Origin of the sequence: Pseudomonas sp. NPDC086278, from assembly GCF_050280905.1 — a bacterium.
GTDB lineage: Bacteria > Pseudomonadota > Gammaproteobacteria > Pseudomonadales > Pseudomonadaceae > Aquipseudomonas.
Genome location: NZ_JBNNWE010000100.1, coordinates 1 through 22,724, shown reverse-complemented (window position 1 = coordinate 22,724; position 22,724 = coordinate 1). Strand labels below are relative to the sequence as shown.

The window sequence follows — 22,724 nt, the reverse complement described above, 5'->3', positions numbered from 1 at the left end:
ACTTCATCGCTCATATCAATAAGGGTGACATTGCGCCGTGGGAGTTGTACGGTCAGCAATTTAATAATCAGGAACTGTACGACACCAACCCGGCCAAGGAAGACCAGGAATACATCGACGCGATCGAAAGCGACATCAAATGGCTGGGCTTTGAATGGTCCGGCGAAGTGCGCTACGCCTCGCAGTATTTCGACCAGTTGCACGACTGGGCCGTCGAGTTGATCAAGGCCGGCAAGGCCTACGTCGACGACCTGAGCCCGGAGCAAGCCAAGGAATACCGTGGCAGCCTGACCGAACCGGGCAAGAACAGCCCGTTCCGCGAGCGCTCCGTGGCAGAAAACCTCGACTGGTTCGCCCGCATGAAGGCCGGCGAATTCCAGGACGGCGCACGCGTGCTGCGGGCCAAGATCGACATGGCCTCGCCGAACATGAACCTGCGCGACCCGATCATGTACCGCATCCGTCACGCGCATCACCACCAGACCGGTGACACGTGGTGCATCTATCCGAACTACGACTTCACCCACGGTCAGTCGGACGCCATCGAAGGCATCACCCATTCGATCTGCACCCTGGAGTTCGAAAGCCACCGTCCGTTGTACGAGTGGTTCCTCGACGCACTGCCAGTGCCGGCGCATCCGCGTCAGTACGAATTCAGCCGCCTGAACCTGAACTACACCATCACCAGCAAGCGCAAGCTCAAGCAACTGGTCGATGAAAAGCACGTGTTCGGCTGGGACGACCCGCGCATGTCGACGCTGTCGGGCTTCCGCCGTCGTGGCTACACGCCGACGTCGATCCGCAATTTCTGCGACATGGTCGGCACCAACCGTTCCGACGGCGTGGTCGACTTCGGCATGCTCGAATTCAGCATCCGTCAGGATCTGGACCAGAACGCTCCGCGCGCCATGTGCGTGCTGCGTCCGTTGAAGGTGGTGATCACCAACTACCCGCAAGACCAGGTCGAGAACCTCGAACTGCCGCGTCATCCGCAGAAAGAAGAGCTGGGCGTGCGCCAGCTGCCGTTCGCCCGTGAAATCTACATCGACCGCGATGACTTCATGGAAGAGCCGCCAAAAGGCTACAAGCGCCTGGAGCCGAACGGCGAAGTGCGCCTGCGCGGCAGCTACGTGATCCGCGCCGACGAAGCGATCAAGGACGCCGACGGCAACATCGTCGAACTGCGTTGCTCCTACGACCCGGAAACACTGGGCAAGAACCCTGAAGGCCGCAAGGTCAAAGGCGTGGTCCACTGGGTGCCGGCGGCGGCCAGCGTCGAGTGCGAAGTGCGTCTGTACGATCGTCTGTTCCGTTCGCCCAACCCTGAGAAGGCCGAAGACAGCGCCAGTTTCCTGGACAACATCAACCCTGACTCGCTGCAAGTGCTCACCGGTTGTCGTGCCGAGCCTTCGCTGGGCAACGCACAGCCGGAAGACCGTTTCCAGTTCGAGCGCGAAGGTTACTTCTGCGCCGATATCAAGGACTCGAAGCCCGGTCGTCCGGTGTTCAACCGTACCGTGACCTTGCGTGATTCGTGGGGCCAGTGATTCCAGGAAATGACTAACGTGCTATCGATCTACAACACGCTCACCAAGAGCAAAGAAGTCTTCAAGCCGCTGGATGGCAACAATGTGCGCATGTATGTCTGCGGGATGACCGTGTACGACTACTGCCACATTGGCCACGGCCGCAGCATGGTCGCGTTCGACCTGGTGACCCGCTGGTTGCGTTTCAGCGGTTACAACCTGACGTACGTGCGCAACATCACCGACATCGAAGACAAGATCATCAATCGGGCCAAGGAGAACGGCGAGCCGTACGACGCCTTGACCGAGCGCATGATCACCGCGATGCACGAGGACGAGGCGCACCTCAACATCCTCAAGCCGGACATGGAACCGCGTGCCACCGATCATATCCCCGGCATGCTGAGCATGATCCAGACCCTGATCGACAAGGGTTACGCCTACGCACCGGGCAATGGCGACGTGTATTACCGCGTCGCCAAATTCATGGGCTACGGCAAGCTGTCGCGCAAGAAGATCGAAGACCTGCGCATCGGCGCGCGGATCGAAGTCGACGAGTCAAAACAGGACCCGCTGGACTTCGTGTTGTGGAAAGCCACCAAACCGGGCGAGCCGAGTTGGCAATCGCCGTGGGGCGCCGGGCGTCCGGGCTGGCACATCGAGTGCTCGGTGATGTCGACCTGCTGCCTGGGCGAGACCTTCGACATTCATGGCGGCGGCAGTGACCTCGAGTTCCCGCACCACGAAAACGAAATTGCCCAGAGCGAAGCGGCGACCGGCAAGACCTACGCCAACGCGTGGATGCATTGCGGGATGATTCGCATCAATGGCGAGAAGATGTCCAAGTCCCTGAACAACTTCTTCACCATTCGCGACGTGCTGGAAAAGTACCACCCGGAAGTCGTGCGTTACCTGCTGGTGTCGAGCCACTACCGCAGCGCGATCAACTACTCGGAAGACAACCTCAAGGACGCCAAAGGCGCCCTCGAGCGTTTCTACCACGCGCTGAAAGGCTTGCCGAACGTGGCGCCGGCTGGCGGCGAAGCGTTTGTCGAGCGCTTCACCCAGGTGATGAACGACGACTTCGGCACGCCGGAAGCCTGCGCGGTGCTGTTCGAGATGGTGCGCGAGATCAACCGTCTGCGCGAGAGCGATCTCGATGCGGCGGCAGGCCTGGCGGCACGCTTGAAGGAACTGGCGAGTGTGCTGGGTGTGTTGCAACTCGAAGCCGATGATTTCTTGCAGGCCGGCGCTGAAGGTCGCGTTGATGCGGCTGAAGTCGATGCGCTGATTGCGGCGCGTCTGGCGGCGCGGGCCGGTAAGGACTGGGCCGAATCCGACCGCATCCGCGACCAGCTCACCGCGATGGGCGTGGTGCTGGAAGACGGCAAGGGCGGCACGACCTGGCGGTTGGCTGACTGACTGCTGCGTTCGTTACAAACAAAACCCGCCTTGTGCGGGTTTTTTTATGCGCAAGGATTTAGTAGTGCGGTGTCTGGGCTGACACCATCGCGGGCAAGCCCGCTCCCACAATAGATCGGGTGCGTTCGTAAGTATTGTGTTCACCGCAGACCCACTGTGGGAGCGAGCTTGCTCGCGATGATCTGGAGCCAAACACCATCATTGCGGCATGCCTGTTACTCAACCTGGCGCAGGCGTTTGTAAAGGGTATTGCGACTAACGCCCAACCGCCGGGCCAAATGGGAGATGTTGCCCCCGGCCGCCTGCAACTGCCGGTTCAAATCCTCGGCATCATTCAAATCCACCGCCAACGGTTCCGGCGAGTCAACCGGTTCCATCTCCAGGTCGACAAAAAAATCATCCGGCAAATGCTCCGGCCGCACCGGCTGCTCTTCGGCCATGGCCAGCTCGACCTGCATCACGCTGCTGACCTGGCGCAAATTCCCCGGCCATGGATGACGGCCGAACAACTCCATGACCTCGCGACTTAACCCGGCCCATTGCGACGGCTCGCGATGCTGTTCCCACAAACGCTTGAACAGCGCCTGGCACCGGTGAACGCGCCTTTTTCATATCCAAACAGCTCGGATTCCACCAGTTCGGCGGGGATCGCGGCACAGTTCACGGCAACGGTTGGCTGGTTGAAGATCGCGTAGTAAACATGCTGTTCCAGGCTTTATGAGCGCATCTTGCAAAAATAGAATAAACATCTGCCTCGATTGTCGGGGCCGATGTTTTTCTGAAACTGAATAATAAAATGCTCACCTCATTGCTTGGCGATGCAAAAACATCCAGTCACCCAAAGATTTTGGTTGGAGACGTTACGTCTGCCCATCTTTTTTAAGGAATAGATATTTTTTAGGATGGGCGGATGGAATATTTATCGCTAATGGTGATAAAAAACTGTCATTTATTACAGCTGTTTATTTGTGGTAGTGCATTTATCGTTTGGTGGTGGGCTTTAAGAGTTGGGTGGTGATAAGGATCCCTCTCTTTAAAGTAACTTTTATCATCAAAATGAAAGGATTGAGAAATGTCTAACTCTCATTTGAAGGCTCTCTATAATTCTTATCCGTCGGGCTATGCTTTTGAAATTTCCAAGATAAATGAGGCTATGGGTGCATTTAGCGGAAGCTATGTTAAGCATAAGTCTGCGACTGAACAAATATCCGGTTATTTCGGATTTAACAAAGAAAAACAGCAAACTGATCTCGTTTTTGAAACTTCGACTGAGAAGTTTGTGATGATGGCAGCTTATCGTAGTGGTGAAACATATTTCGAGACTTGGCACGGAACGCGGACGTCGAAGGTAAATGGAAACGATGTACAGCCCCTGGAGTTTAACGTAGACCTTTCAGGCGAAAGTAGAAGTTGGTTTGGTCAGGTTGGTTCGCATTATTCAGGTGGTGAGGATCTTTAGTTGATGTTTGGGTAGGGGTGAAACTTGTCAGTATATTGGCCCTGTGATTTAAATTACTGATTGGGCTGCATAATAAATAAGGGAGGGGATCACCGTCCCTTATTTATTGTCCGCTCCTAAACTATGCACAGGCAAGATCGATTCGGACTGACGCAAGCGCTTGTAAAGCGTATTGCGACTCACCCCAAGCCTGCGCGCCAAATGGGATATGTTGCCCCCAGCCGCCTGCAACTGCCGGTTCAAATCCTCGGCATCATTCAAATCCACCGCCAACGGTTCCGGCGAGTCAACCGGCTCCATCTCCAGGTCGACAAAAAAATCATCCGGCAAATGCTCCGGCCGCACCGGTTGTTCCTCGGCCATGGCCAGCGCGACCTGCATCACGCTGCTGACCTGGCGCAAATTCCCCGGCCATGGATGACGGCCGAACAACTCCATGACCTCGCGACTTAACCCGGCCCATTGCGATGGCTCGCGATGCTGTTCCCACAAACGCTTGAACAGCGCCTGCTTGTCACTACGTTCGCGCAGCGGGGGCAGTTCCAGGGTCAAACCGCCAATCCGGTAATAGAGGTCTTCACGAAACCGGCCCAACTGCACCTGTTCACGCAATGAGCGGTTGGTCGCCGAGATAATCCGGATGTCTACCGCGAACAACTCGCTACTGCCCACCGGCTGCACGCAACGCTCCTGCAAGACCCGCAGCAGCCGTGCCTGAGTCGGCAGCGGCATGTCACCAATTTCATCGAGGAACAACGTGCCTTTATCGGCCTTGCGAATCAGCCCGATGCTGCCTTTCTGATTGGCACCGGTGAACGCGCCTTTTTCATATCCAAACAGCTCGGACTCCACCAGTTCGGCGGGGATCGCCGCACAGTTGACGGCAATGAACGGTTGTTTGCTCCGTGAGCTGGCCTGATGCAACGCTTTGACGAACACTTCCTTGCCGACCCCGGTCTCGCCATGGATCAGCAGTGGAATGTCTTTCTCCAGCAGACGCTCGGCTTGGCGCACGGCTTTTTCCACGCGGCTGTCGCCAAAGTGCAGGCTGCTGAGGCTGATCCCGACGGGAGCGGCCACGGCGGGTTCAGCGCTCTTGTTTTCAGAACTCTTGTTCTCAGCGAACAGCCGCGCCTGAATCGGTGCCTGTTTGGGTCGCTTCAACACACACTGAAAGCGATTGCGCCCGGAGGCTTGCAAGGCAAACGGCAGGCCGTCCGGTTGGTTCAGCAGTTCCAGCAAGGACACTTTGAACAAACTCTCGACACTGACCCGCGACAGGCTGATACCCAGCAGATTGTCGGCCCGGCGATTGGCCGACAGCACCTGACCCGTCTCATCGAAAATCAACAACCCGGCCCATTGGCTGTCGAGGTTGTTCAGCCCGGTGTTGAACGTCAACTGGAAATGCTGGCCATGGAACAGGTTGAGGATCAGCCGGTTTTCCACGGTCTGACTCATCATCTTGACCATGCCGAGGGTGTGGGAGGGCGGCAGGTAGCTGTCGCTGGACACGTCCAGCACCGCGATCACTTTGCGTTCGGCGTCGAAAATCGGTGCAGCGGAACCGGTCATGAACCGGTTGGCTTTCAGAAAGTGTTCATCGTGTTCGATGTGCACCGCCTGCTCGCACGCCAGTGCGGTGCCAATCGCGTTGGTGCCGCTGCAGCGTTCCATCCAGCTCGCTCCGGCGTTGAAACCCCGGGTCAGGCCGGGTTCGATAAAGCGCTGGGTGCCCCACGACGTCAGCACCTGGCCCTGATTGTCGGCGAGCATGATCAGGCAATTGGAGTTGCTGAGGATGTTTTCGTAATAGGGCAGGACTTCCTGATGCGTGGTCTGCACCAGTGAATGCTGGCTCTCCAGCAACTGCGCGATGCCGTCGGCGGGTAACTGATCAAAGGTCGGTGCGCTGTGATGATTGAGGCCGAACGCGCGGCAGCGCGACCAGGAGTCCTGGATGATCGCGTCGTGGGAGAGCGGCGAGGCGGGTGCGGCCATGGCAGTCGATCTCTGAACAAAGCTTTTATTGTTGTTATGGGTATTACCTTGTGGGAGCGGGCTTGCTCGCGAAAGCGCTGGGTCAGTCAGCATTGATGTCGACTGGCATAGCGCTTTCGCGAGCAAGCCCGCTCCCACAGGTTTTGCGTCTTTGACCGTGATCCGGGAAAGGCTAAAAGCCTCCGTAGAGTGTTGTTCACTATTGTTCATTGTCAACCGCCGAACTGTTCAATTGTTCAGTCGCGGTTGTTCATTTCTGTTCAGCAACGAACGCGGTTTTTCGCGTTTTTCAAGGATTCCCAAGCAGGATCAACAGCTTGTGATTTCTGGCACGAATGTCGCTATATTGCTCCGGTCGCTTGACTCCAATAATAAAAAGGCCGAGCCATGTCATTAACCCTGGAGCACGTCAGCCGTACCGTCGAGGGCCAGACCTGGATCGACGATGCGTGCCTGAGTTTCGAACCCGGATCTTTCAACGTTTTGCTGGGGCGCACGCTCTCCGGCAAAACCAGCCTGATGCGCTTGATGGCCGGTCTGGACAAGCCCGACAGCGGCCGCATCCTGATGAACGGCGTCGACGTCACCCAACGCCCGGTGCGCTTGCGCAACGTGTCGATGGTCTATCAGCAGTTCATCAATTACCCGACCATGACCGTCTTCGAAAACATCGCCTCGCCGTTGCGCCAGGGCGGTGTGTCCAACGAGCTGATCCAGAGCAAAGTGCTGGAAACCGCGAAGATGCTGCGCATCGAGAAATTTCTCCAGCGCCATCCCCTCGAACTCTCCGGCGGCCAGCAACAACGCACGGCCATGGCCCGGGCGCTGGTCAAGGACGCCGAGCTGATCCTGTTCGATGAGCCGCTGGTCAACCTCGACTACAAGCTGCGCGAAGAACTGCGCCAGGAGATGCGCGAGCTGTTCAAGGCGCGGCACACCATTGCGATTTACGCCACCACCGAGCCCAACGAAGCGCTGGCGCTGGGCGGCACCACGACCATTCTTCACGAAGGTCGGGTGATTCAGAGCGGCAGGTCGTCCGAGGTCTATCACCAGCCGCAAACCGTGCTCGCGGCTGAGCTGTTCTCCGAGCCGCCGATCAACCTGATGCCAGGGCGGATTGCCGGTAACGAGGTCAGTTTCGCCAACTTCGTGCACTTTCCGTTGAACGTCGATTTGCGCCCGGTGGGCGAGGGCGAGTTCCGTTTCGGCGTGCGTCCGAGCCATATTTCGCTGGTGCCGAGCAACGACGATGACCTCGAACTGGCGGTGACCGTCGAGGTCGCCGAGATCAGCGGCTCGGAAACGTTCCTGCACGTGCGCAACGAGCATTTCCTGTTGGTGCTGCACTTGCCCGGCGTCCACGAATACGACGTCGACGCGCCGATTCGCATCTACATCCCGACCCATAAACTGTTTGTGTTCGATGCGCAGGGGCGGCTGATCCAGGCGCCTGGTCGTCGCATCGCGAGGGTTGCCTGATGGCCGAAATCCGTTTGCACAACCTCGCCCACAGCTATACCGCTACGCCGAGCGGCCCCGAGGATTACGCGATCCGCGAGATGGACCACGTCTGGGAGCAGGGCGGCGCTTATGCGTTGCTCGGGCCTTCGGGGTGCGGCAAGTCGACCTTGCTCAATATCATTTCCGGGCTGCTCAGCCCGTCCCAGGGCCAGGTGCTGTTCGATAGCAAAGTGGTCAACGACCTGACCCCGGAAAAGCGCAACATCGCGCAGGTTTTCCAGTTTCCGGTGGTCTACGACACCATGACGGTGTTCGACAACCTGGCGTTTCCGCTGCGCAACCAGGGCATGGCCGAGGCGAGAATTCACAGCAAGGTGCAGGAAATTGCCGAAGTCCTCGACCTCCAGGCCTTGCTCGGCAAAAAGGCGCGCAACCTCACCGCCGATGAAAAACAGAAGGTCTCCATGGGGCGCGGTCTGGTGCGCGACGACGTCTCGGCGATCCTGTTCGATGAACCGCTGACGGTGATCGACCCGCACTTGAAGTGGAAGCTGCGGCGCAAGCTCAAGCAGATCCACGAGCAGTTCAACATCACCATGGTCTACGTCACCCACGATCAGCTCGAAGCGTCGACCTTCGCCGACAAGATCGCGGTGATGTACGGCGGGCAGATCGTGCAGTTCGGCACGCCACGGGAATTGTTCGAGCGGCCGAGCCACACCTTTGTCGGTTATTTCATCGGCAGCCCGGGGATGAACCTGATCGAAGTGCAGCCACAGCCGGGTGGCGTCGGTTTCGCGTCGACGCACTTGCCCCTTTCTGACGAGATGCAGCAACAGATCGCCGATAAACCGTGGAAAACCCTGAAGGTCGGGATTCGGCCCGAATTCGTCCATGTGTGGGACGAGCCGTTTGATGACGCGATGCAGGCAAAAGTCGTACACGTCGAAGACTTGGGCACCTACAAGATCATGACCCTGAACCTTGATGGCGCACCGCTGAAAGTACGGCTGACCGAAGACAAACCGGTGCCCGAAGGCACGGCCTACATCAGTTTTCCGGCGCAGTGGCTGTTGGTCTATGCCGACGATTACCTGCTGACCGCGCAAACAGCTATTCCCGTGCAAACCACTAGCGGAGCGCAGCCATGAACAAGGTGCAAAACAACAAGGCCTGGTGGCTGGTGATGCCGGTGTTCCTGCTGGTGGCATTCAGTGCGGTGATCCCGATGATGACCGTGGTCAATTATTCGGTGCAGGACATCTTCGACCAGTCCAGCCGCTACTTTGTCGGCGCCGACTGGTACAAGCAGGTGCTGCTCGATCCACGGTTGCATGACTCGCTGCTGCGCCAGTTCATTTACTCGGCGTGTGTGTTGCTGATCGAAATCCCGCTGGGCATCGCCATCGCCCTGACCATGCCGACCAAGGGGCGCTGGTCGTCGCTGGTGCTGATCATTCTGGCGATACCGCTGCTCATTCCATGGAACGTGGTCGGCACCATCTGGCAGATTTTCGGCCGGGCCGACATTGGGCTGCTCGGTTCGAGCCTCAATGCCATGGGCATCAACTACAACTACGCGGCCAATACCATGGACGCCTGGGTCACCGTGCTGGTGATGGACGTCTGGCACTGGACCTCGCTGGTGGCGCTGTTGTGTTTCTCGGGCCTGCGGGCCATTCCGGACGTGTATTACCAGGCGGCGCGCATTGACCGCGCCTCGGCCTGGGCGGTGTTCCGGCACATTCAGTTGCCCAAGCTGAAAAGCGTGCTGTTGATCGCGGTGATGCTGCGGTTCATGGACAGTTTCATGATCTACACCGAGCCGTTTGTGCTGACCGGTGGCGGGCCGGGCAATGCCACGACCTTCCTCAGTCAGACGTTGACGCAGATGGCCGTAGGGCAATTCGATCTCGGCCCTGCGGCGGCTTTTTCGCTGGTGTACTTCCTGATCATCCTGTTGGTGTCCTGGCTGTTCTTCACCGCCATGACTCACTCTGACGCCAACCGCTGAGGCCTGCCATGAGCAAGAGAAAGCTGATCCCGTTGCTGGTCTACATCCTGTTCCTGCTGGTGCCGATCTACTGGCTGCTGAACATGTCCTTCAAGACCAACACCGAAATCCTCGGCGGCCTGACGCTGTTTCCACAGGATTTCACCATCGCCAACTACAAGGTCATCTTCACCGACCCGAGTTGGTACAACGGTTATCTGAACTCGCTGTACTACGTCAGCCTGAACACGGTGATCTCGCTGAGCGTGGCGTTGCCGGCGGCGTATGCGTTCTCGCGTTATCGCTTCCTCGGCGACAAGCATCTGTTTTTCTGGCTACTGACTAACCGCATGGCGCCGCCGGCGGTGTTCCTGCTGCCGTTCTTCCAGCTGTATTCCTCGATTGGTCTGTTCGACACGCACATCGCCGTGGCGCTGGCGCATTGCCTGTTCAACGTGCCGTTGGCGGTGTGGATCCTGGAAGGCTTCATGTCCGGAGTACCGAAAGAGATCGACGAAACGGCCTACATCGACGGCTACAGTTTTCCGAAGTTCTTCGTGAAGATTTTCATCCCGCTGATTGGCTCCGGCATCGGGGTGACGGCGTTCTTCTGCTTCATGTTTTCCTGGGTCGAGTTGCTGCTGGCGCGCACGCTGACGTCGGTCAACGCCAAGCCCATCGCGGCGGTGATGACCCGCACGGTCTCGGCGTCCGGCATCGATTGGGGTGTGCTGGCGGCGGCGGGGGTGTTGACCATCCTGCCGGGCATGCTGGTGATCTGGTTTGTTCGTAACCACGTGGCCAAGGGCTTTGCCCTGGGCCGGGTCTGAGGAGCTGATGATGGAATGGATGAGCTGGACGGTCCCCACGGCAGCGTTTTTCATCGTCATCGGCCTGATTCTGCTGGGCATGACGACCTGGGAATTGCGCTCGCCGAGCGTTCTTCGCAAGGGTTTGTTGCCGATTGCCACCACCCGTGGCGATCGGTTGTTTATCGGTCTTCTCGGCAGCGCCTACCTGCATTTGCTGGTAATCGGCGCCACCGACTGGAGCATCTGGGTAGCGTCCGCGTTGTCCCTGGTGTGGCTGTTGGCTGTGATGCGTTGGGGCTAGTCGAATCGCTCGGCAATGTTGCTCCGAAATCTAAACAGGAGGTCTTATGTTCGACAAAAACAATAAGCTGCGACATAGCATTTCATTGGCAGCCATGCTCGCACTCAGCGGTTTGAGCGCATCTGCCTGGGCGGATGCCTACGAAGACGCGGCGAAAAAATGGATCGGCAGCGAATTCAAACCGTCTACCCTGACGGCCGATCAGCAGCTCGAGGAATTGAAGTGGTTCATCAAGGCGGCCGAGCCGTTTCGCGGGATGAACATCAAGGTTGTCTCGGAAACTCTGACCACCCACGAATATGAGTCCAAGGTGCTGGCCAAGGCCTTTACCGAGATCACCGGGATCAAGCTGACCCACGACTTGCTGCAAGAAGGCGATGTGGTGGAAAAGCTGCAAACCGTGATGCAGTCGGACAAGAGCATTTATGACGGCTGGGTCAACGACTCGGATTTGATCGGTACGCACTTTCGCTACGGCAAGACCGAATCCATCACCGACCTGATGGCCAACGAAGGCAAGGACTTCACCTCGCCGACCCTGGACATCAAGGACTTCATTGGCATTTCCTTCACGACGGCGCCGGACGGCAAGATCTATCAACTGCCCGACCAGCAGTTCGCCAACCTCTACTGGTTCCGCGCCGACTGGTTCGAGCGGCCAGAGCTGAAAGCCAAGTTCAAGGAAAAGTACGGCTACGAATTGGGCGTCCCGGTGAACTGGTCGGCCTATGAAGACATCGCCAAGTTCTTCAGCGAAGACGTCAAGGAAATCGACGGCAAGCGCATCTACGGGCACATGGACTACGGCAAGAAAGACCCGTCGCTGGGTTGGCGCTTCACCGATGCCTGGTTCTCGATGGCCGGTGGCGGCGACAAGGGCATCCCCAACGGTTTGCCGGTGGACGAGTGGGGCATTCGCGTCGAGGACTGCCACCCGGTCGGCTCCAGCGTGACCCGCGGTGGCGACACCAACGGCCCGGCGGCGGTCTTCGCCACGCAGAAATACGTCGACTGGCTCAAGGCCTACGCGCCACCGGAAGCGGCGGGCATGACCTTCTCCGAGTCCGGGCCGGTGCCGTCCCAGGGCAACATCGCCCAGCAGATTTTCTGGTACACCGCCTTCACCGCCGACATGACCAAGCCTGGCCTGCCAGTGATGAACGCCGACGGCACGCCGAAATGGCGGATGGCGCCGTCGCCACGCGGGCCTTACTGGGAAGAGGGCATGAAGCTGGGTTATCAGGACGTGGGTTCCTGGACCTTCCTCAAGTCCACGCCGGAGAAACAGAAACTCGCGGCCTGGCTGTACGCGCAGTTCGTGACCTCGAAAACCGTCTCGCTGAAGAAAACCATCGTCGGCCTGACGCCGATTCGCGAGTCGGACATCAACTCGCAAGCCATGACCGACCTGGCACCGAAACTCGGTGGTCTGGTCGAGTTCTACCGCAGTCCGGCCCGTGTGCAATGGACCCCGACCGGGACCAACGTGCCGGACTATCCGCGTTTGGCACAACTGTGGTGGAGCCACATCGCCGAAGCGGCGAGCGGCGAGAAAACCCCGCAACAGGCGCTCGATGGCCTGGCCAAGGACCAGGACGCAATCATGACGCGGCTTGAACGCTCCAAGGTGCAACCGGTGTGCGGGCCGAAGATGAACCCGGAACGGGACGCGCAATACTGGTTCGATCAGCCGGGCGCTCCGAAGCCGAAACTGGCGAACGAGAAGCCCAAAGGCGAAACCGTGAGCTACACCGAACTGCTGAAATCGTGGGCGAATGCGCCGAAGTAAGCGGTTGGATGGCGTGAAGTGAACGGCACCGCGAGGTGCCGTTTTTATTGGTGTCTGTGCCAGCGCCGTCGTCGGAACGCCGCCCGGAGCAGGCGCGCCTGAGTCGCTAATCGGCCGATACCGGAAACCCCAGCCGGAACACCGTTGTCCGCCCAGGCACGCTTTCAACCTCGGCCACGCCTTGATGCAGGCTCATGATCGAACGCACGATGGCCAGACCCAGGCCGGTGCTGCCCTGCGCGCGTGAGCGACTGCTGTCGACCCGGTAAAAGCGGTCGAACAAATGTTCCAGATGTTGCGCCTCGATACCCGCCCCCGGATTGCTCACCGACAGCGAAACCTCGCTGGCCCCGTGGTCAATCAGCAGACTGATCGGCTGGCCTGCCGGGCAGTGGCGCAGGGCATTGGACAGCAGATTCGAGATCGCCCGTTGAATCATCAACCGGTCGCCGAGCACTCGCCCATGGCCGACGACGTTCAGGCTGATGCGCTTCTCTTGCGCCGACAGGGAAAACAGGTCGGCCACTTTCAACGCCTCCTCTTCCAGGGTGATCAATTCGAAAGGCGCGACCGCCGCCGGCTGGCTGACCTGTGCCAGAAACAGCATGTCCGAGACAATGCGCGCCACACGCTCCAGTTCTTCGGTGCAAGACGCCAACACGGTTTTGTACTCGTCAGCCGTCCGTTCCCTGGACAACGTGACCTGGGCCTTGCCCATCAGGTTGTTGATCGGCGAGCGCAGTTCGTGAGCGAGGTCATCGGAGAACTGCGACAACTGCTGCACGCCGCTGTCGAGGCGGTTCAGCATGAAGTTGATGCCCCGAGCCAGCTCGCTGAGTTCCTGGGGCATCTTGACCACCGACAGCCGATGACTGAGGTCTTGCGCCGAGACCATCGCCGCCACTTTGCGAAACTCGCGCAACGGCGCCAGCCCTCGCTGGACAACGGCCCAGGCACTGATGCCGATCAGGATCAGCAACAGCGGCACGGCAATCAGCGTCGAGCGCAGATACGCGCTGAGCAGGGCGTCATCGTTGGCACTGTCGATCGACAACAAGACCGCTGCGTTCGTCCCGTCCTTGAGCCGCACCAGCCTTGACGCGGTGAGGAATCGCCGACCTTCTGCATCGGTGTGCTTGGCGTATGACAGGGTGTCGGTCACCGTGCCGGCCGCTTTCAACTCGATGCGCGGGTCGGTCATGCCCGAACCCGACTTCAGCAACGGCGTGCGCCGGTTGTCGCGGTCGTAAATGGTCAGGGTCAGGTTGTCGTGCCCCATGACTTGATCGAGCAAGGTGTGGGGCTGCGTATTGATTTCGCCCGCCGCGCCGTACAGCGACAGGCTGTGTTCGACCTGCTCCATCTTCTTCGCCAGGCTGTCTCTGGATAAGGTGTTCAATTCGTGAGTCAGGGCGAAGAAGGCCAGTATCGCCAGGAGCACCACCAACAGGGCGCCGAGCACACTGACCGTCAAGCCGAGCCGCAACGACAGGCTGGCCGGCTTCATTCCCGCGCCTCCAGCACGTAGCCGACGCCACGCATGGTATGGATCAGCTTGCTGTCGAACGGGTCATCGATTTTTGCCCGCAGCCGGCGGATCGAGACTTCGACCACGTTGGTGTCACAGTCGAAGTTCATGTCCCAGACCAGCGAAATGATCTGGGTACGGGTCAGCACTTCACCGGACTGGCGCATCAGCAGGTGCAGCAGGGCAAATTCCTTGGTCGTCAGATCGATGCGTTGCTCGCCGCGAAAGGCGCGATGCCGCCCCGGATCGAGTTCGAGATCGGCGACCTTGAGCACCTGCGGCACGGGGATCTGTTCGCTGCGGCGCATCAGGGAGCGCACGCGTGCCAGCAGTTCCGGAAACTCGAACGGCTTGACCAGGTAATCGTCGGCGCCCAGATCCAGGCCACGGATCTTGTCGGTCAGGCGACCCCGTGCGGTCAGCATCATTACGCGGGTGGTGCAGGTGCGACGCAGTTGTTCCAGCACGCCCCAGCCATCCAGTTCCGGCAGGTTGACGTCCAGTATCACCAACTCATAAACCTGTTGCCGGGCCAGGTGCAGACCGTCGGCACCGTTGGCCGCACGATCAACGATATAGCCACTTTCTGTCAGGCCCTGATGCAAGTATTCGGCAGTTTTAAGCTCGTCCTCAACGACAAGGATTCGCATGGTAAGTCACCACTTGTTTTAACGGATCATTAATTAAGGTGGTCGGGAAAGTTGTTGTTTTTTTTAAGGTCTTCCGAACGGATTTAATAACAGCTTAATGCGTGGGGTGTTGCTCCGGCGGTGAAGTCTCCTGGTGAAAGCCGGCACAATAAAGTCTTTAGGGGCTACAGAGTCAATCAGATTTGTCTGCGTTGAGCCCCGTAAATACTGGGCTGCGACAGCGTGTCGCAGAAGGCGGTGCCAATAGCCGTCGAGCCCCATGGGAACTTCAATAGGGCAAGTACTGATGGGCAGATAGAGCCGGGTTATTTGTTTCGTTGTATTGCTGTGTTGATGTTTGCCGCTGGCATGCTAGAGCAAAACAACGTGGCCAAACCGTGGATAACGTATTTGTAATGTTCCAGTCACCTTGTCGATAAGTTCAAAACCCTACCGTGGCGGCATCGAAGATTCTTGATTTAAAAAGGAAGTATTCAATTGCCCGGGTTTAAAGAACTGACGGCGCGTCCACGCCTGAAAAAAACACGTCGGGTGGTGACCGTCACCTGCTTTCTGTTATTGGCGGGCCCCGGATTTGCCGCTGATTCGCCGGTGTCGACCCTGACCCTCGATCAGGCCTTGCAAGCGGCGTTCGCCGGCAACCCTGATCTGGCGGCCGCGCAATGGGAAATCGGCATTGCCCAAGGCGATCGGCAGCAGGCCGGTTTGATCCCCAATCCCGAGGTGTCGTGGGAGGCGGAGGATACGCGCCGCAACTCGAGAACCACCACGGTGATGATCAACCAGCCGATTGAACTGGGCGGCAAGCGCGGTGCGCGGATCGATGTCGCCAGCCGCGCCCAGGATGCCGCCGGTATCGCCTTGGAGCGCCAGCGCAATGCCTTGCGGGCGGACGTGATTCAGGCGTTTTCCGGCGCGCAAACGGCGCAGCAGCGATTGCAATTGTCCGGTCAGTCGCTGGCGCTCGCCGAGCACGGTTTGCGGGTGGCACAAGGGCGCATCCAGGCAGGCAAATCGTCGCCGGTCGAAGGCACGCGGGCGCAGGTGCAAGTGTCCGAAGTGCGTCTGGAATTGAGTCGGGCCGAACGTGATCGAGCCAACGCCTATCAGCAATTGGCACAGGTCATGGGCGCGCCATTGCCGACGACAACCCGGGTGCAAGTTGCCGCTGAGGAATTGTCCATCGTGCCGCCGCCGGACCGGTTGCTGGAGCGTTTGAACGAGACCGCCGAGCTGCGCCTGGCCAGATTGCAGATCGAGCAGCGCGAGGCTTCATTGGGGCTGGAGAAGGCCCAGCGGATTCCCGACCTGACCGTGAGTGTCGGCAGCCAGTACGACGAACTGGAGCGCGAACGCGTCAACGTCGTCGGCCTGTCGATGCCGATTCCATTGTTCAACCGCAATCAGGGCAATGTGCTGGCGGCCGCCCGGCGCACCGATCAGGCGCGGGATTTGCGCAACGCGACCGAACTGCGCTTGCGCACGGAAATCCAGGCCACGCTGACGCAGTGGCAGACCGCCAACGGCGAAGTCCAGGCGTTCAACCGCACCATCCTGCCCGCGGCGCAACGTGCGGTCGAGAGCGCCACGCAGGGCTTCGAAATGGGCAAGTTCGGTTTCCTCGACGTGCTGGATGCCCAGCGAACCCTGATCGACGCGCGTTCCCAGTACATCCAGGCCGTTGCCGAGGCAACACAGGCCCGGGTACGCATCGAACGCATTTTCGGCGATGTCGACGCATTCGGCGTCAGCCCCTGAATTTCAACTGTCAGCGAACTGCGCGGCCGAATCGATGGCGTGACGCAGAGGAGTTTCCATGGATAAAAAACTGATCGTGGTCGCCGTGGCGACCTTAACCCTGGGCATCGGTATCGGCTCGTTGTGGGTGGGCAACGCGGCCACCGACGCCCACGCCGAAGAAGCGACGGAGCATGCCGATCATGCTGAAGAGGGCGCCCCGGCCGGCGGTGAACATGCCGAGGGTGAACATGCCGAGGGTGAAAGCGAAGAGGGGCACCTGAGCCTCAGCGCCGAGCAGATCGCGGCGGCGGGTATCCAGTTGGCCGAAGCCCGCGCGCAAAGCATCCATTTGATGTTGCCGTTTCCGGGCGAAGTGCGCTTCGACGAAGACCGTACCGCGCACGTGGTGCCGCGCGTGCCGGGCGTGGTCGAGTCGGTGTCGGTCAATCTCGGGCAGTCGGTGAAGAAAGGTCAGTTACTGGCGGTGATCGCCAGTCAGCAGATTTCCGAGCAACGCAGCGAGCAGGCTGCGGCGCAGCGGCGACTGGCGCTGGCGCGCACGACGTACGAGCGCGAGAAGAAACTCTGGCAGGACAAGATTTCCGCCGAACAGGATTTCCTTCAGGCCCGACAGGCGTTGGAAGAGGCTGAAATCGCCCTGAACAACGCTCGGCAAAAGATCAGCGCACTCAGCGGCAGCGTAGTTGCCACCGGTGGCAATCGCTATGAGCTGCGCGCGCCGTTCGACGGCGTGGTGGTGGAAAAACACCTGACCCCCGGCGAGGTGGTCGACGAAACCACCAGCGCCTTCACGCTCTCGGACTTGTCGCGGGTGTGGGTGACGTTCGGCGTTTCGCCCAAGGACCTGACCAAGGTCCAGGTCGGCAAACCGGTTACGGTCAGCGCGCCGGAACTGAACGCCGAAGTCGCCGGCACCGTGGCCTATGTCGGCAGTTTGCTGGGCGAACAGACGCGCACCGCAACGGTTCGGGTCACGCTGGAAAACCCCCAGGGTTCGTGGCGTCCGGGGTTGTTCGTGACTGCGCTGGTCGCAACCGACAGCCGCCAGGCCAAGGTCGTCGTGCCCGAAACCGCGATCCAGACCGTGGAGGACAAGCCCACGGTATTCGTGCGCACCGCCGACGGCTTCAAGGCGCAGCCGGTGGCATTGGGCAGTCGCGCGGCCGGTCAGGTGGAAATCACCCAGGGGCTGGAGGCCGGTGCTCAGGTCGCCGCTGGCGGCAGCTTCGTTCTCAAATCGGAACTGGGCAAAGCCTCGGCTGAGCATTCCCATTGAAACAGCGAACCAAAGACGCCCACCGATCCGTACCCTCGACGAGAAGGTTCTCATGTTCGAACGCCTGATCCAGTTTGCCATCGAGCAGCGCATCATCGTGCTGCTCGCCGTTCTCCTCATGGCCGGCCTCGGCATCGCCAGCTACCAGAAGCTGCCGATCGACGCCGTGCCGGACATCACCAACGTCCAGGTGCAAATCAACACCGGCGCGGCCGGGTTCTCGCCGCTGGAAACCGAGCAGCGCATCACGTTCCCGATTGAAACCGCGATGGCCGGTCTGCCCGCGCTGGAGCAGACCCGTTCGCTGTCACGCTCGGGGTTGTCGCAAGTCACGGTGATTTTCAAGGACGGCACCGATCTGTTCTTTGCCCGGCAATTGGTCAACGAGCGATTGCAAATCGCCAAGGAGCAATTGCCCGAAGGCGCCGAAGCGCTGATGGGGCCGATCTCCACCGGGTTGGGCGAGATTTTCCTATGGACGGTCGAGGCACAGGAGGGCGCCTTGAAGGACGATGGCAGCGCCTACACGCCCACCGATCTGCGGGTGATTCAGGACTGGATCATCAAGCCGCAACTGCGCAACGTCCCCGGTGTGGCCGAGATCAACACCATCGGCGGGTTCGCCAAGGAGTACCAGATTGCCCCCGATCCGAAACGGCTGGCGGCCTACAAACTGACGCTGGCCGACCTGGTGACGGCGCTGGAGCGCAACAACGCCAACGTCGGTGCCGGTTACATCGAGCGCAGCGGCGAGCAGTTGCTGATTCGTGCGCCGGGGCAAGTGGCAAGCACCGAGGACATCGCCAATATCGTCATGGCCAACGTCGATGGCACGCCGATCCGCATCAAGAATGTGGCCACCGTGGACATCGGTCGCGAACTGCGCAGCGGCGCCGCCACCGAAAACGGTCGCGAAGTGGTGCTCGGGACCGTGTTTATGCTGATCGGTGAAAACAGCCGCACGGTCTCGCAGGCAGTGGCGAGCAAGCTTGAACAGATCAACCGATCCCTGCCCAAGGGCGTGGTCGCGGTGCCGGTGTATGACCGCACGCACCTGGTCGACAAAGCCATCGCCACCGTGAAGAAGAACCTGATCGAAGGGGCGATTCTGGTCATCGCGATTCTGTTCCTGTTCCTGGGCAACATCCGCGCGGCGCTGATTACCGCGATGGTGATTCCGTTGTCGATGCTGTTCACATTCACCGGCATGTTCAGCAACAAGGTCAGCGCCAACCTGATGAGCCTCGGCGCGCTCGACTTCGGCATCATCGTCGACGGCGCGGTGGTGATCGTCGAAAACACCCTGCGACGGCTGGCCCATGCGCAACAACGGTACGGGCGTTTGTTGACCCGCTCCGAACGTTTCCACGAGGTGTTTGCAGCGGCCAAAGAAGCACGGCGACCGCTGATTTTCGGCCAGTTGATCATCATGGTCGTGTACCTGCCGATCTTCGCGTTGAGCGGGGTCGAAGGCAAAATGTTCCACCCGATGGCGTTCACCGTGGTGATCGCACTGCTGGGCGCCATGCTGTTGTCGGTAACCTTCGTGCCGGCGGCCATCGCGCTGTTCGTCACCGGCAAAGTCAAAGAAGAAGAGGGCGCGGTGATGCGCGGCGCGCGTCAGGTGTATGCGCCGGCGCTGGCCTGGGTCATGTCCCATCGCGCCGTGGCGGTAGGCATGGCGCTGGGGGTGGTTGCGCTCAGCGGCGTGGTGACCAGCCGCATGGGCAGCGAGTTTGTGCCGAGCCTCAGCGAAGGCGACTTTGCCCTGCAAGCCTTGCGCGTGCCGGGCACCAGCCTGACCCAGTCGGTCGACATGCAGAAGCGTCTGGAAACGTTAATTCTCGACAAGGTGCCGGAAGTCGAGCGCGTATTTGCCCGGACAGGTACCGCCGAGATCGCTTCCGACCCGATGCCGCCGAACATTTCCGACAGCTACGTGATGCTCAAGCCCAAGGAGCAGTGGCCGGACCCCGGCAAATCCCGCGAGACCCTGATGACCGAGCTGCAACAAGCCGCCGCGATGCTGCCGGGCAGCAACTATGAACTGTCGCAGCCGATTCAGCTGCGCTTCAACGAACTGATTTCCGGCGTGCGCAGTGACGTCGCGGTCAAAGTGTTCGGTGATGACATGGAGGTGCTCAATGCCACGGCGGCGAAGATTGCCGCGGCCCTGCAGAAGGTCAATGGCGCGTCCGAGGTCAAGGTCGAGCAAACCACCGGCCTGCCGGTGCTGACCATCAACATCGACCGCGACAAGGCGGCGCGCTATGGGCTCAACGTCGGCGATGTGCAGGACACCCTGGCGGTGGCGGTCGGTGGGCGGCAGGCGGGCACGCTGTATGAAGGTGATCGACGTTTCGACATGGTGGTGCGTCTGTCCGACGCCATGCGCAAGGACATCGAAGGCTTGTCGGCGCTGCTGATTCCGGTGCCGGCGCTGCTCAACGGCAGTGCCGACCGGATCGGCTTCATCGCCCTCAAGGAAGTGGCCAGTCTGGACCTGGTCCTGGGGCCGAATCAGGTCAGCCGCGAAAATGGCAAGCGTCTGGTGATCGTCAGCGCCAACGTGCGTGGACGGGATATCGGCTCGTTCGTTGCCGAGGCGGGCGAGGTGATCGAGCGTGATGTGCAGGTGCCGGCGGGTTACTGGACCAGTTGGGGCGGCCAGTTCGAGCAGTTGCAGTCGGCGGCCAAGCGCTTGCAGATTGTGGTGCCGGTGGCATTGCTGCTGGTGTTCGGGCTGCTGTTCATGATGTTCAACAATTTGAAGGACGGGTTGTTGGTGTTCACCGGGATTCCGTTTGCCCTGACCGGTGGCGTCATGGCGTTGTGGTTGCGCGATATCCCGTTGTCGATTTCGGCGGGCGTCGGGTTCATTGCGCTGTCGGGCGTGGCGGTGCTCAACGGCCTGGTGATGATTGCGTTCATTCGCAACCTTCGCGAGGAAGGGCGCTCACTCACTGACGCCATCAACGAAGGTGCGCTCACACGCCTGCGACCGGTATTGATGACGGCACTGGTGGCGTCACTGGGGTTCATTCCGATGGCCCTGGCGACGGGCACGGGGGCGGAGGTGCAGCGACCGCTGGCGACGGTGGTGATTGGCGGGATTCTGTCGTCGACGATTCTGACGCTGCTGATATTGCCGGCCCTGTATCAGTTGGCGCATCGGCGTGAAGAAGACGCCGCTTGAAGCCCCGCAGGTAATGTCCCTGTGGGCGCGAGCCTGCCCGCGGTGCAATCGCTCAGTCAGCAAGGTGCTGACTGAGCGGCCTGACACATTGGTTTTGGGCGCTGATTGAAATCAGTGGCCGTCACATAACGGATATGTAATTTCAGCGCCACCGTCATGAAAGGTTCGAATTGTTACCTTGATCACGTTAGTTAATTAAACGAGGAATCAAGCATGAAACTTGTACAACTGAGTGCGTTTGCAGCAGCGCTGGCGATGTCTACCCTGGCCGTGGCTGAGGGCGGTGGCGACAGGACCTTCGAAAAAATGATGGCTTCCAACGGCCGCTCGATGGAGGTGTTTGTGGCAAAAGAGCAGGCCCGTGATCCGGTTGTCGTGAACGAAAAAAAGGATCAGAAAACCCAGGATCTGTAAGTGCGCCAAACGTGAACAAGCCCGTCATCGAACACCGATGGTGGGCTTTTTTATGAGTGAGGTTTGAAGGTGGAAAAGATGAAATTGATCAAGTTGATGGCGGTCACCGGGCTGATGGCGGCGTCACTGAACGTGTTGGCTGAAGGTGGCGGTGACAAGACGTTCGAGCGAATGCTCAGTGCCAACGACAAAGCCATGGAGCAATACGCCGCCAACCAGGGCAAGCCCGCGCCGGTGGTCAAGAACTACGAATACGGGATGAAACTGGATGTGGTCAAAGTGGTGAGTGTTGTGCGGCCGCAGGTCGATTGCGCCGTAGTCCCTACGGCGATGACCTATGAAGATTCTCAGGGCCAACTGAACACGATCAAATACAGCGTGGCGGGGGAGTGCCGTAAGCGCGGTGGTTGACACCGGTATTCATCAACCCGCCCGGTTCATGTCGAATGAGTCGGGCTTTTTTATGGGTGAGGTTTTGCGCCGGTCATAAAAAAGGCGTCCCGAAGGACGCCAAAAGATTCACCTCTTACCAAAGGAGCAGGAGCTTCTAAAGGTGAATAGTGCAGACGCGGTAAACCTTAAAGAATCGCCAACGGATACTCGACAATCACCCGTACTTCATCCAGGTCCGACTCGAACGCCGTGGCGCGGGTGGTGGCCTGGCGCAAACGCAGCGACAGGTCTTTGAGCGAGCCGGTCTGGACCACGTATTTGACTTCGATGTCGCGTTCCCAGCGCTTCTGGTCGGTCAACGGATTGCCCTCGGCGTCGCGGCGCATGTACACGGCGTTGGCGTTGGCATAATCGGCGTCGGTGCCACGGGCGTAACGGGTCATGAACGACAATCCCGGCACACCGTAGCTGCTCATGTCGAGGTCGTAGCGCACCATCCAGGAACGTTCCTTGGGCGAGTTGAAGTCGCTGTACTGGATGGAGTTGTCGAGGAAGATCGAGTCGGACTGGCGCAGATAATCGAAGTCGTCGTTGCCGTTGTTGCGCTGATGGGACAGGGCGACGGAGTGGGCCCCGAGTTTGACGCCCACCCGACCGCTCCAGATGTTGTTGTCGAACTCGCCGTACTTTTTCCGTCCCTGGTGGCTGCTGTTGCTGCCGCTGCTCGGCTGGTTGCTGT

At 59.6% G+C, this 22,724-nt stretch carries 18 protein-coding genes and 1 pseudogene; 14 read left to right on the top strand and 5 right to left on the bottom strand.

The window, feature by feature from the left end:
* Positions 1 to 1,547: glutamine--tRNA ligase/YqeY domain fusion protein (locus ACQKP4_RS24045; protein WP_427636215.1), on the top strand; the 1,547-nt coding region annotated here is incomplete at its 5' end.
* Positions 1,548 to 1,565: 18 nt separating this feature from the next.
* Positions 1,566 to 2,948, top strand: coding sequence for a cysteine--tRNA ligase (gene cysS, locus ACQKP4_RS24040; RefSeq protein ID WP_427636216.1), 1,383 nt, complete (start codon positions 1,566 to 1,568; stop codon positions 2,946 to 2,948).
* A gap of 215 nt (positions 2,949 to 3,163) precedes the next feature.
* On the opposite strand, the pseudogene ACQKP4_RS24035 reads toward cysS, so the two are convergent.
* Positions 3,164 to 3,624: pseudogene (locus tag ACQKP4_RS24035) on the bottom strand (sigma 54-interacting transcriptional regulator); the annotation flags it as partial.
* Between the two features lie 396 nt (positions 3,625 to 4,020).
* Here ACQKP4_RS24035 and ACQKP4_RS24030 point away from each other — a divergent pair.
* The gene (locus ACQKP4_RS24030; protein WP_427636213.1) at positions 4,021 to 4,407 is read left to right on the top strand and encodes a hypothetical protein; all 387 of its coding nucleotides are present in this window, start codon (positions 4,021 to 4,023) and stop codon (positions 4,405 to 4,407) included.
* 99 nt (positions 4,408 to 4,506) lie between these two features.
* Here ACQKP4_RS24030 and ACQKP4_RS24025 read toward each other — a convergent pair whose 3' ends face one another.
* Positions 4,507 to 6,408 (bottom strand): sigma-54-dependent Fis family transcriptional regulator, encoded by a 1,902-nt coding sequence (locus tag ACQKP4_RS24025; protein ID WP_427636212.1) that lies wholly within the window; start codon positions 6,406 to 6,408, stop codon positions 4,507 to 4,509.
* A gap of 387 nt (positions 6,409 to 6,795) precedes the next feature.
* Between ACQKP4_RS24025 and ACQKP4_RS24020 the strand changes: the two genes are divergently transcribed.
* From ACQKP4_RS24020 to ACQKP4_RS23995, 6 genes are read left to right on the top strand one after another with little or no spacing between them, the layout of a single operon-like run.
* Entirely contained in the window at positions 6,796 to 7,890 is a 1,095-nt protein-coding gene (locus ACQKP4_RS24020) for an ABC transporter ATP-binding protein (protein ID WP_427636210.1), read from the top strand.
* Complete coding sequence (locus tag ACQKP4_RS24015) at positions 7,890 to 9,023, top strand: ABC transporter ATP-binding protein (RefSeq protein WP_427636208.1); 1,134 nt, start codon at positions 7,890 to 7,892, stop codon at positions 9,021 to 9,023. Before ACQKP4_RS24020 ends, ACQKP4_RS24015 begins: the two co-directional genes overlap by 1 nt.
* Positions 9,020 to 9,886 (top strand): carbohydrate ABC transporter permease, encoded by an 867-nt coding sequence (locus tag ACQKP4_RS24010; RefSeq protein WP_427636206.1) that lies wholly within the window; start codon positions 9,020 to 9,022, stop codon positions 9,884 to 9,886. The genes ACQKP4_RS24015 and ACQKP4_RS24010 overlap by 4 nt, the downstream gene beginning before the upstream one ends.
* A gap of 8 nt (positions 9,887 to 9,894) precedes the next feature.
* Entirely contained in the window at positions 9,895 to 10,695 is an 801-nt protein-coding gene (locus ACQKP4_RS24005) for a carbohydrate ABC transporter permease (RefSeq protein ID WP_427636204.1), read from the top strand.
* A gap of 10 nt (positions 10,696 to 10,705) precedes the next feature.
* Positions 10,706 to 10,978, top strand: a complete 273-nt coding sequence (locus tag ACQKP4_RS24000; RefSeq protein WP_427636202.1) for a DUF2160 domain-containing protein — start codon at positions 10,706 to 10,708, stop codon at positions 10,976 to 10,978.
* Positions 10,979 to 11,024: 46 nt separating this feature from the next.
* Positions 11,025 to 12,767 carry a carbohydrate ABC transporter substrate-binding protein gene (locus ACQKP4_RS23995; RefSeq protein ID WP_427636200.1) on the top strand — a complete coding sequence of 581 codons (1,743 nt, stop codon included), beginning with the start codon at positions 11,025 to 11,027 and terminating at the stop codon, positions 12,765 to 12,767.
* A gap of 106 nt (positions 12,768 to 12,873) precedes the next feature.
* On the opposite strand, the gene ACQKP4_RS23990 is transcribed toward ACQKP4_RS23995, so the two are convergent.
* Together ACQKP4_RS23990 and ACQKP4_RS23985 are read right to left on the bottom strand one after the other, a co-directional pair.
* The gene (locus ACQKP4_RS23990; protein ID WP_427636199.1) at positions 12,874 to 14,274 is read right to left on the bottom strand and encodes a heavy metal sensor histidine kinase; all 1,401 of its coding nucleotides are present in this window, start codon (positions 14,272 to 14,274) and stop codon (positions 12,874 to 12,876) included.
* A complete protein-coding gene (locus ACQKP4_RS23985; RefSeq protein WP_427636198.1) occupies positions 14,271 to 14,945 on the bottom strand; it encodes a heavy metal response regulator transcription factor in 675 nt (224 codons plus the stop codon). Before ACQKP4_RS23985 ends, ACQKP4_RS23990 begins: the two co-directional genes overlap by 4 nt.
* 477 nt (positions 14,946 to 15,422) lie before the next feature.
* Between ACQKP4_RS23985 and ACQKP4_RS23980 the strand changes: the two genes are divergently transcribed.
* The 5 genes from ACQKP4_RS23980 (at position 15,423) to ACQKP4_RS23960 (ending at position 22,003) form a co-directional block, all read left to right on the top strand.
* Entirely contained in the window at positions 15,423 to 16,703 is a 1,281-nt protein-coding gene (locus ACQKP4_RS23980) for a TolC family protein (protein WP_427636197.1), read from the top strand.
* A gap of 58 nt (positions 16,704 to 16,761) precedes the next feature.
* Positions 16,762 to 17,982, top strand: coding sequence for an efflux RND transporter periplasmic adaptor subunit (locus tag ACQKP4_RS23975; RefSeq protein ID WP_427636196.1), 1,221 nt, complete (start codon positions 16,762 to 16,764; stop codon positions 17,980 to 17,982).
* Positions 17,983 to 18,034: 52 nt separating this feature from the next.
* Entirely contained in the window at positions 18,035 to 21,178 is a 3,144-nt protein-coding gene (locus tag ACQKP4_RS23970) for a CusA/CzcA family heavy metal efflux RND transporter (RefSeq protein WP_427636195.1), read from the top strand.
* A 213-nt stretch (positions 21,179 to 21,391) separates the two neighbouring features.
* Complete coding sequence (locus tag ACQKP4_RS23965; RefSeq protein ID WP_427636194.1) at positions 21,392 to 21,592, top strand: co-regulatory protein PtrA N-terminal domain-containing protein; 201 nt, start codon at positions 21,392 to 21,394, stop codon at positions 21,590 to 21,592.
* A 78-nt stretch (positions 21,593 to 21,670) separates the two neighbouring features.
* Positions 21,671 to 22,003, top strand: coding sequence for a DUF2790 domain-containing protein (locus tag ACQKP4_RS23960; protein ID WP_427636192.1), 333 nt, complete (start codon positions 21,671 to 21,673; stop codon positions 22,001 to 22,003).
* A 167-nt stretch (positions 22,004 to 22,170) separates the two neighbouring features.
* On the opposite strand, the gene ACQKP4_RS23955 is transcribed toward ACQKP4_RS23960, so the two are convergent.
* The coding region (locus ACQKP4_RS23955; protein ID WP_427636190.1) for an OprD family outer membrane porin at positions 22,171 to 22,724 on the bottom strand (554 nt) is incomplete at its 5' end.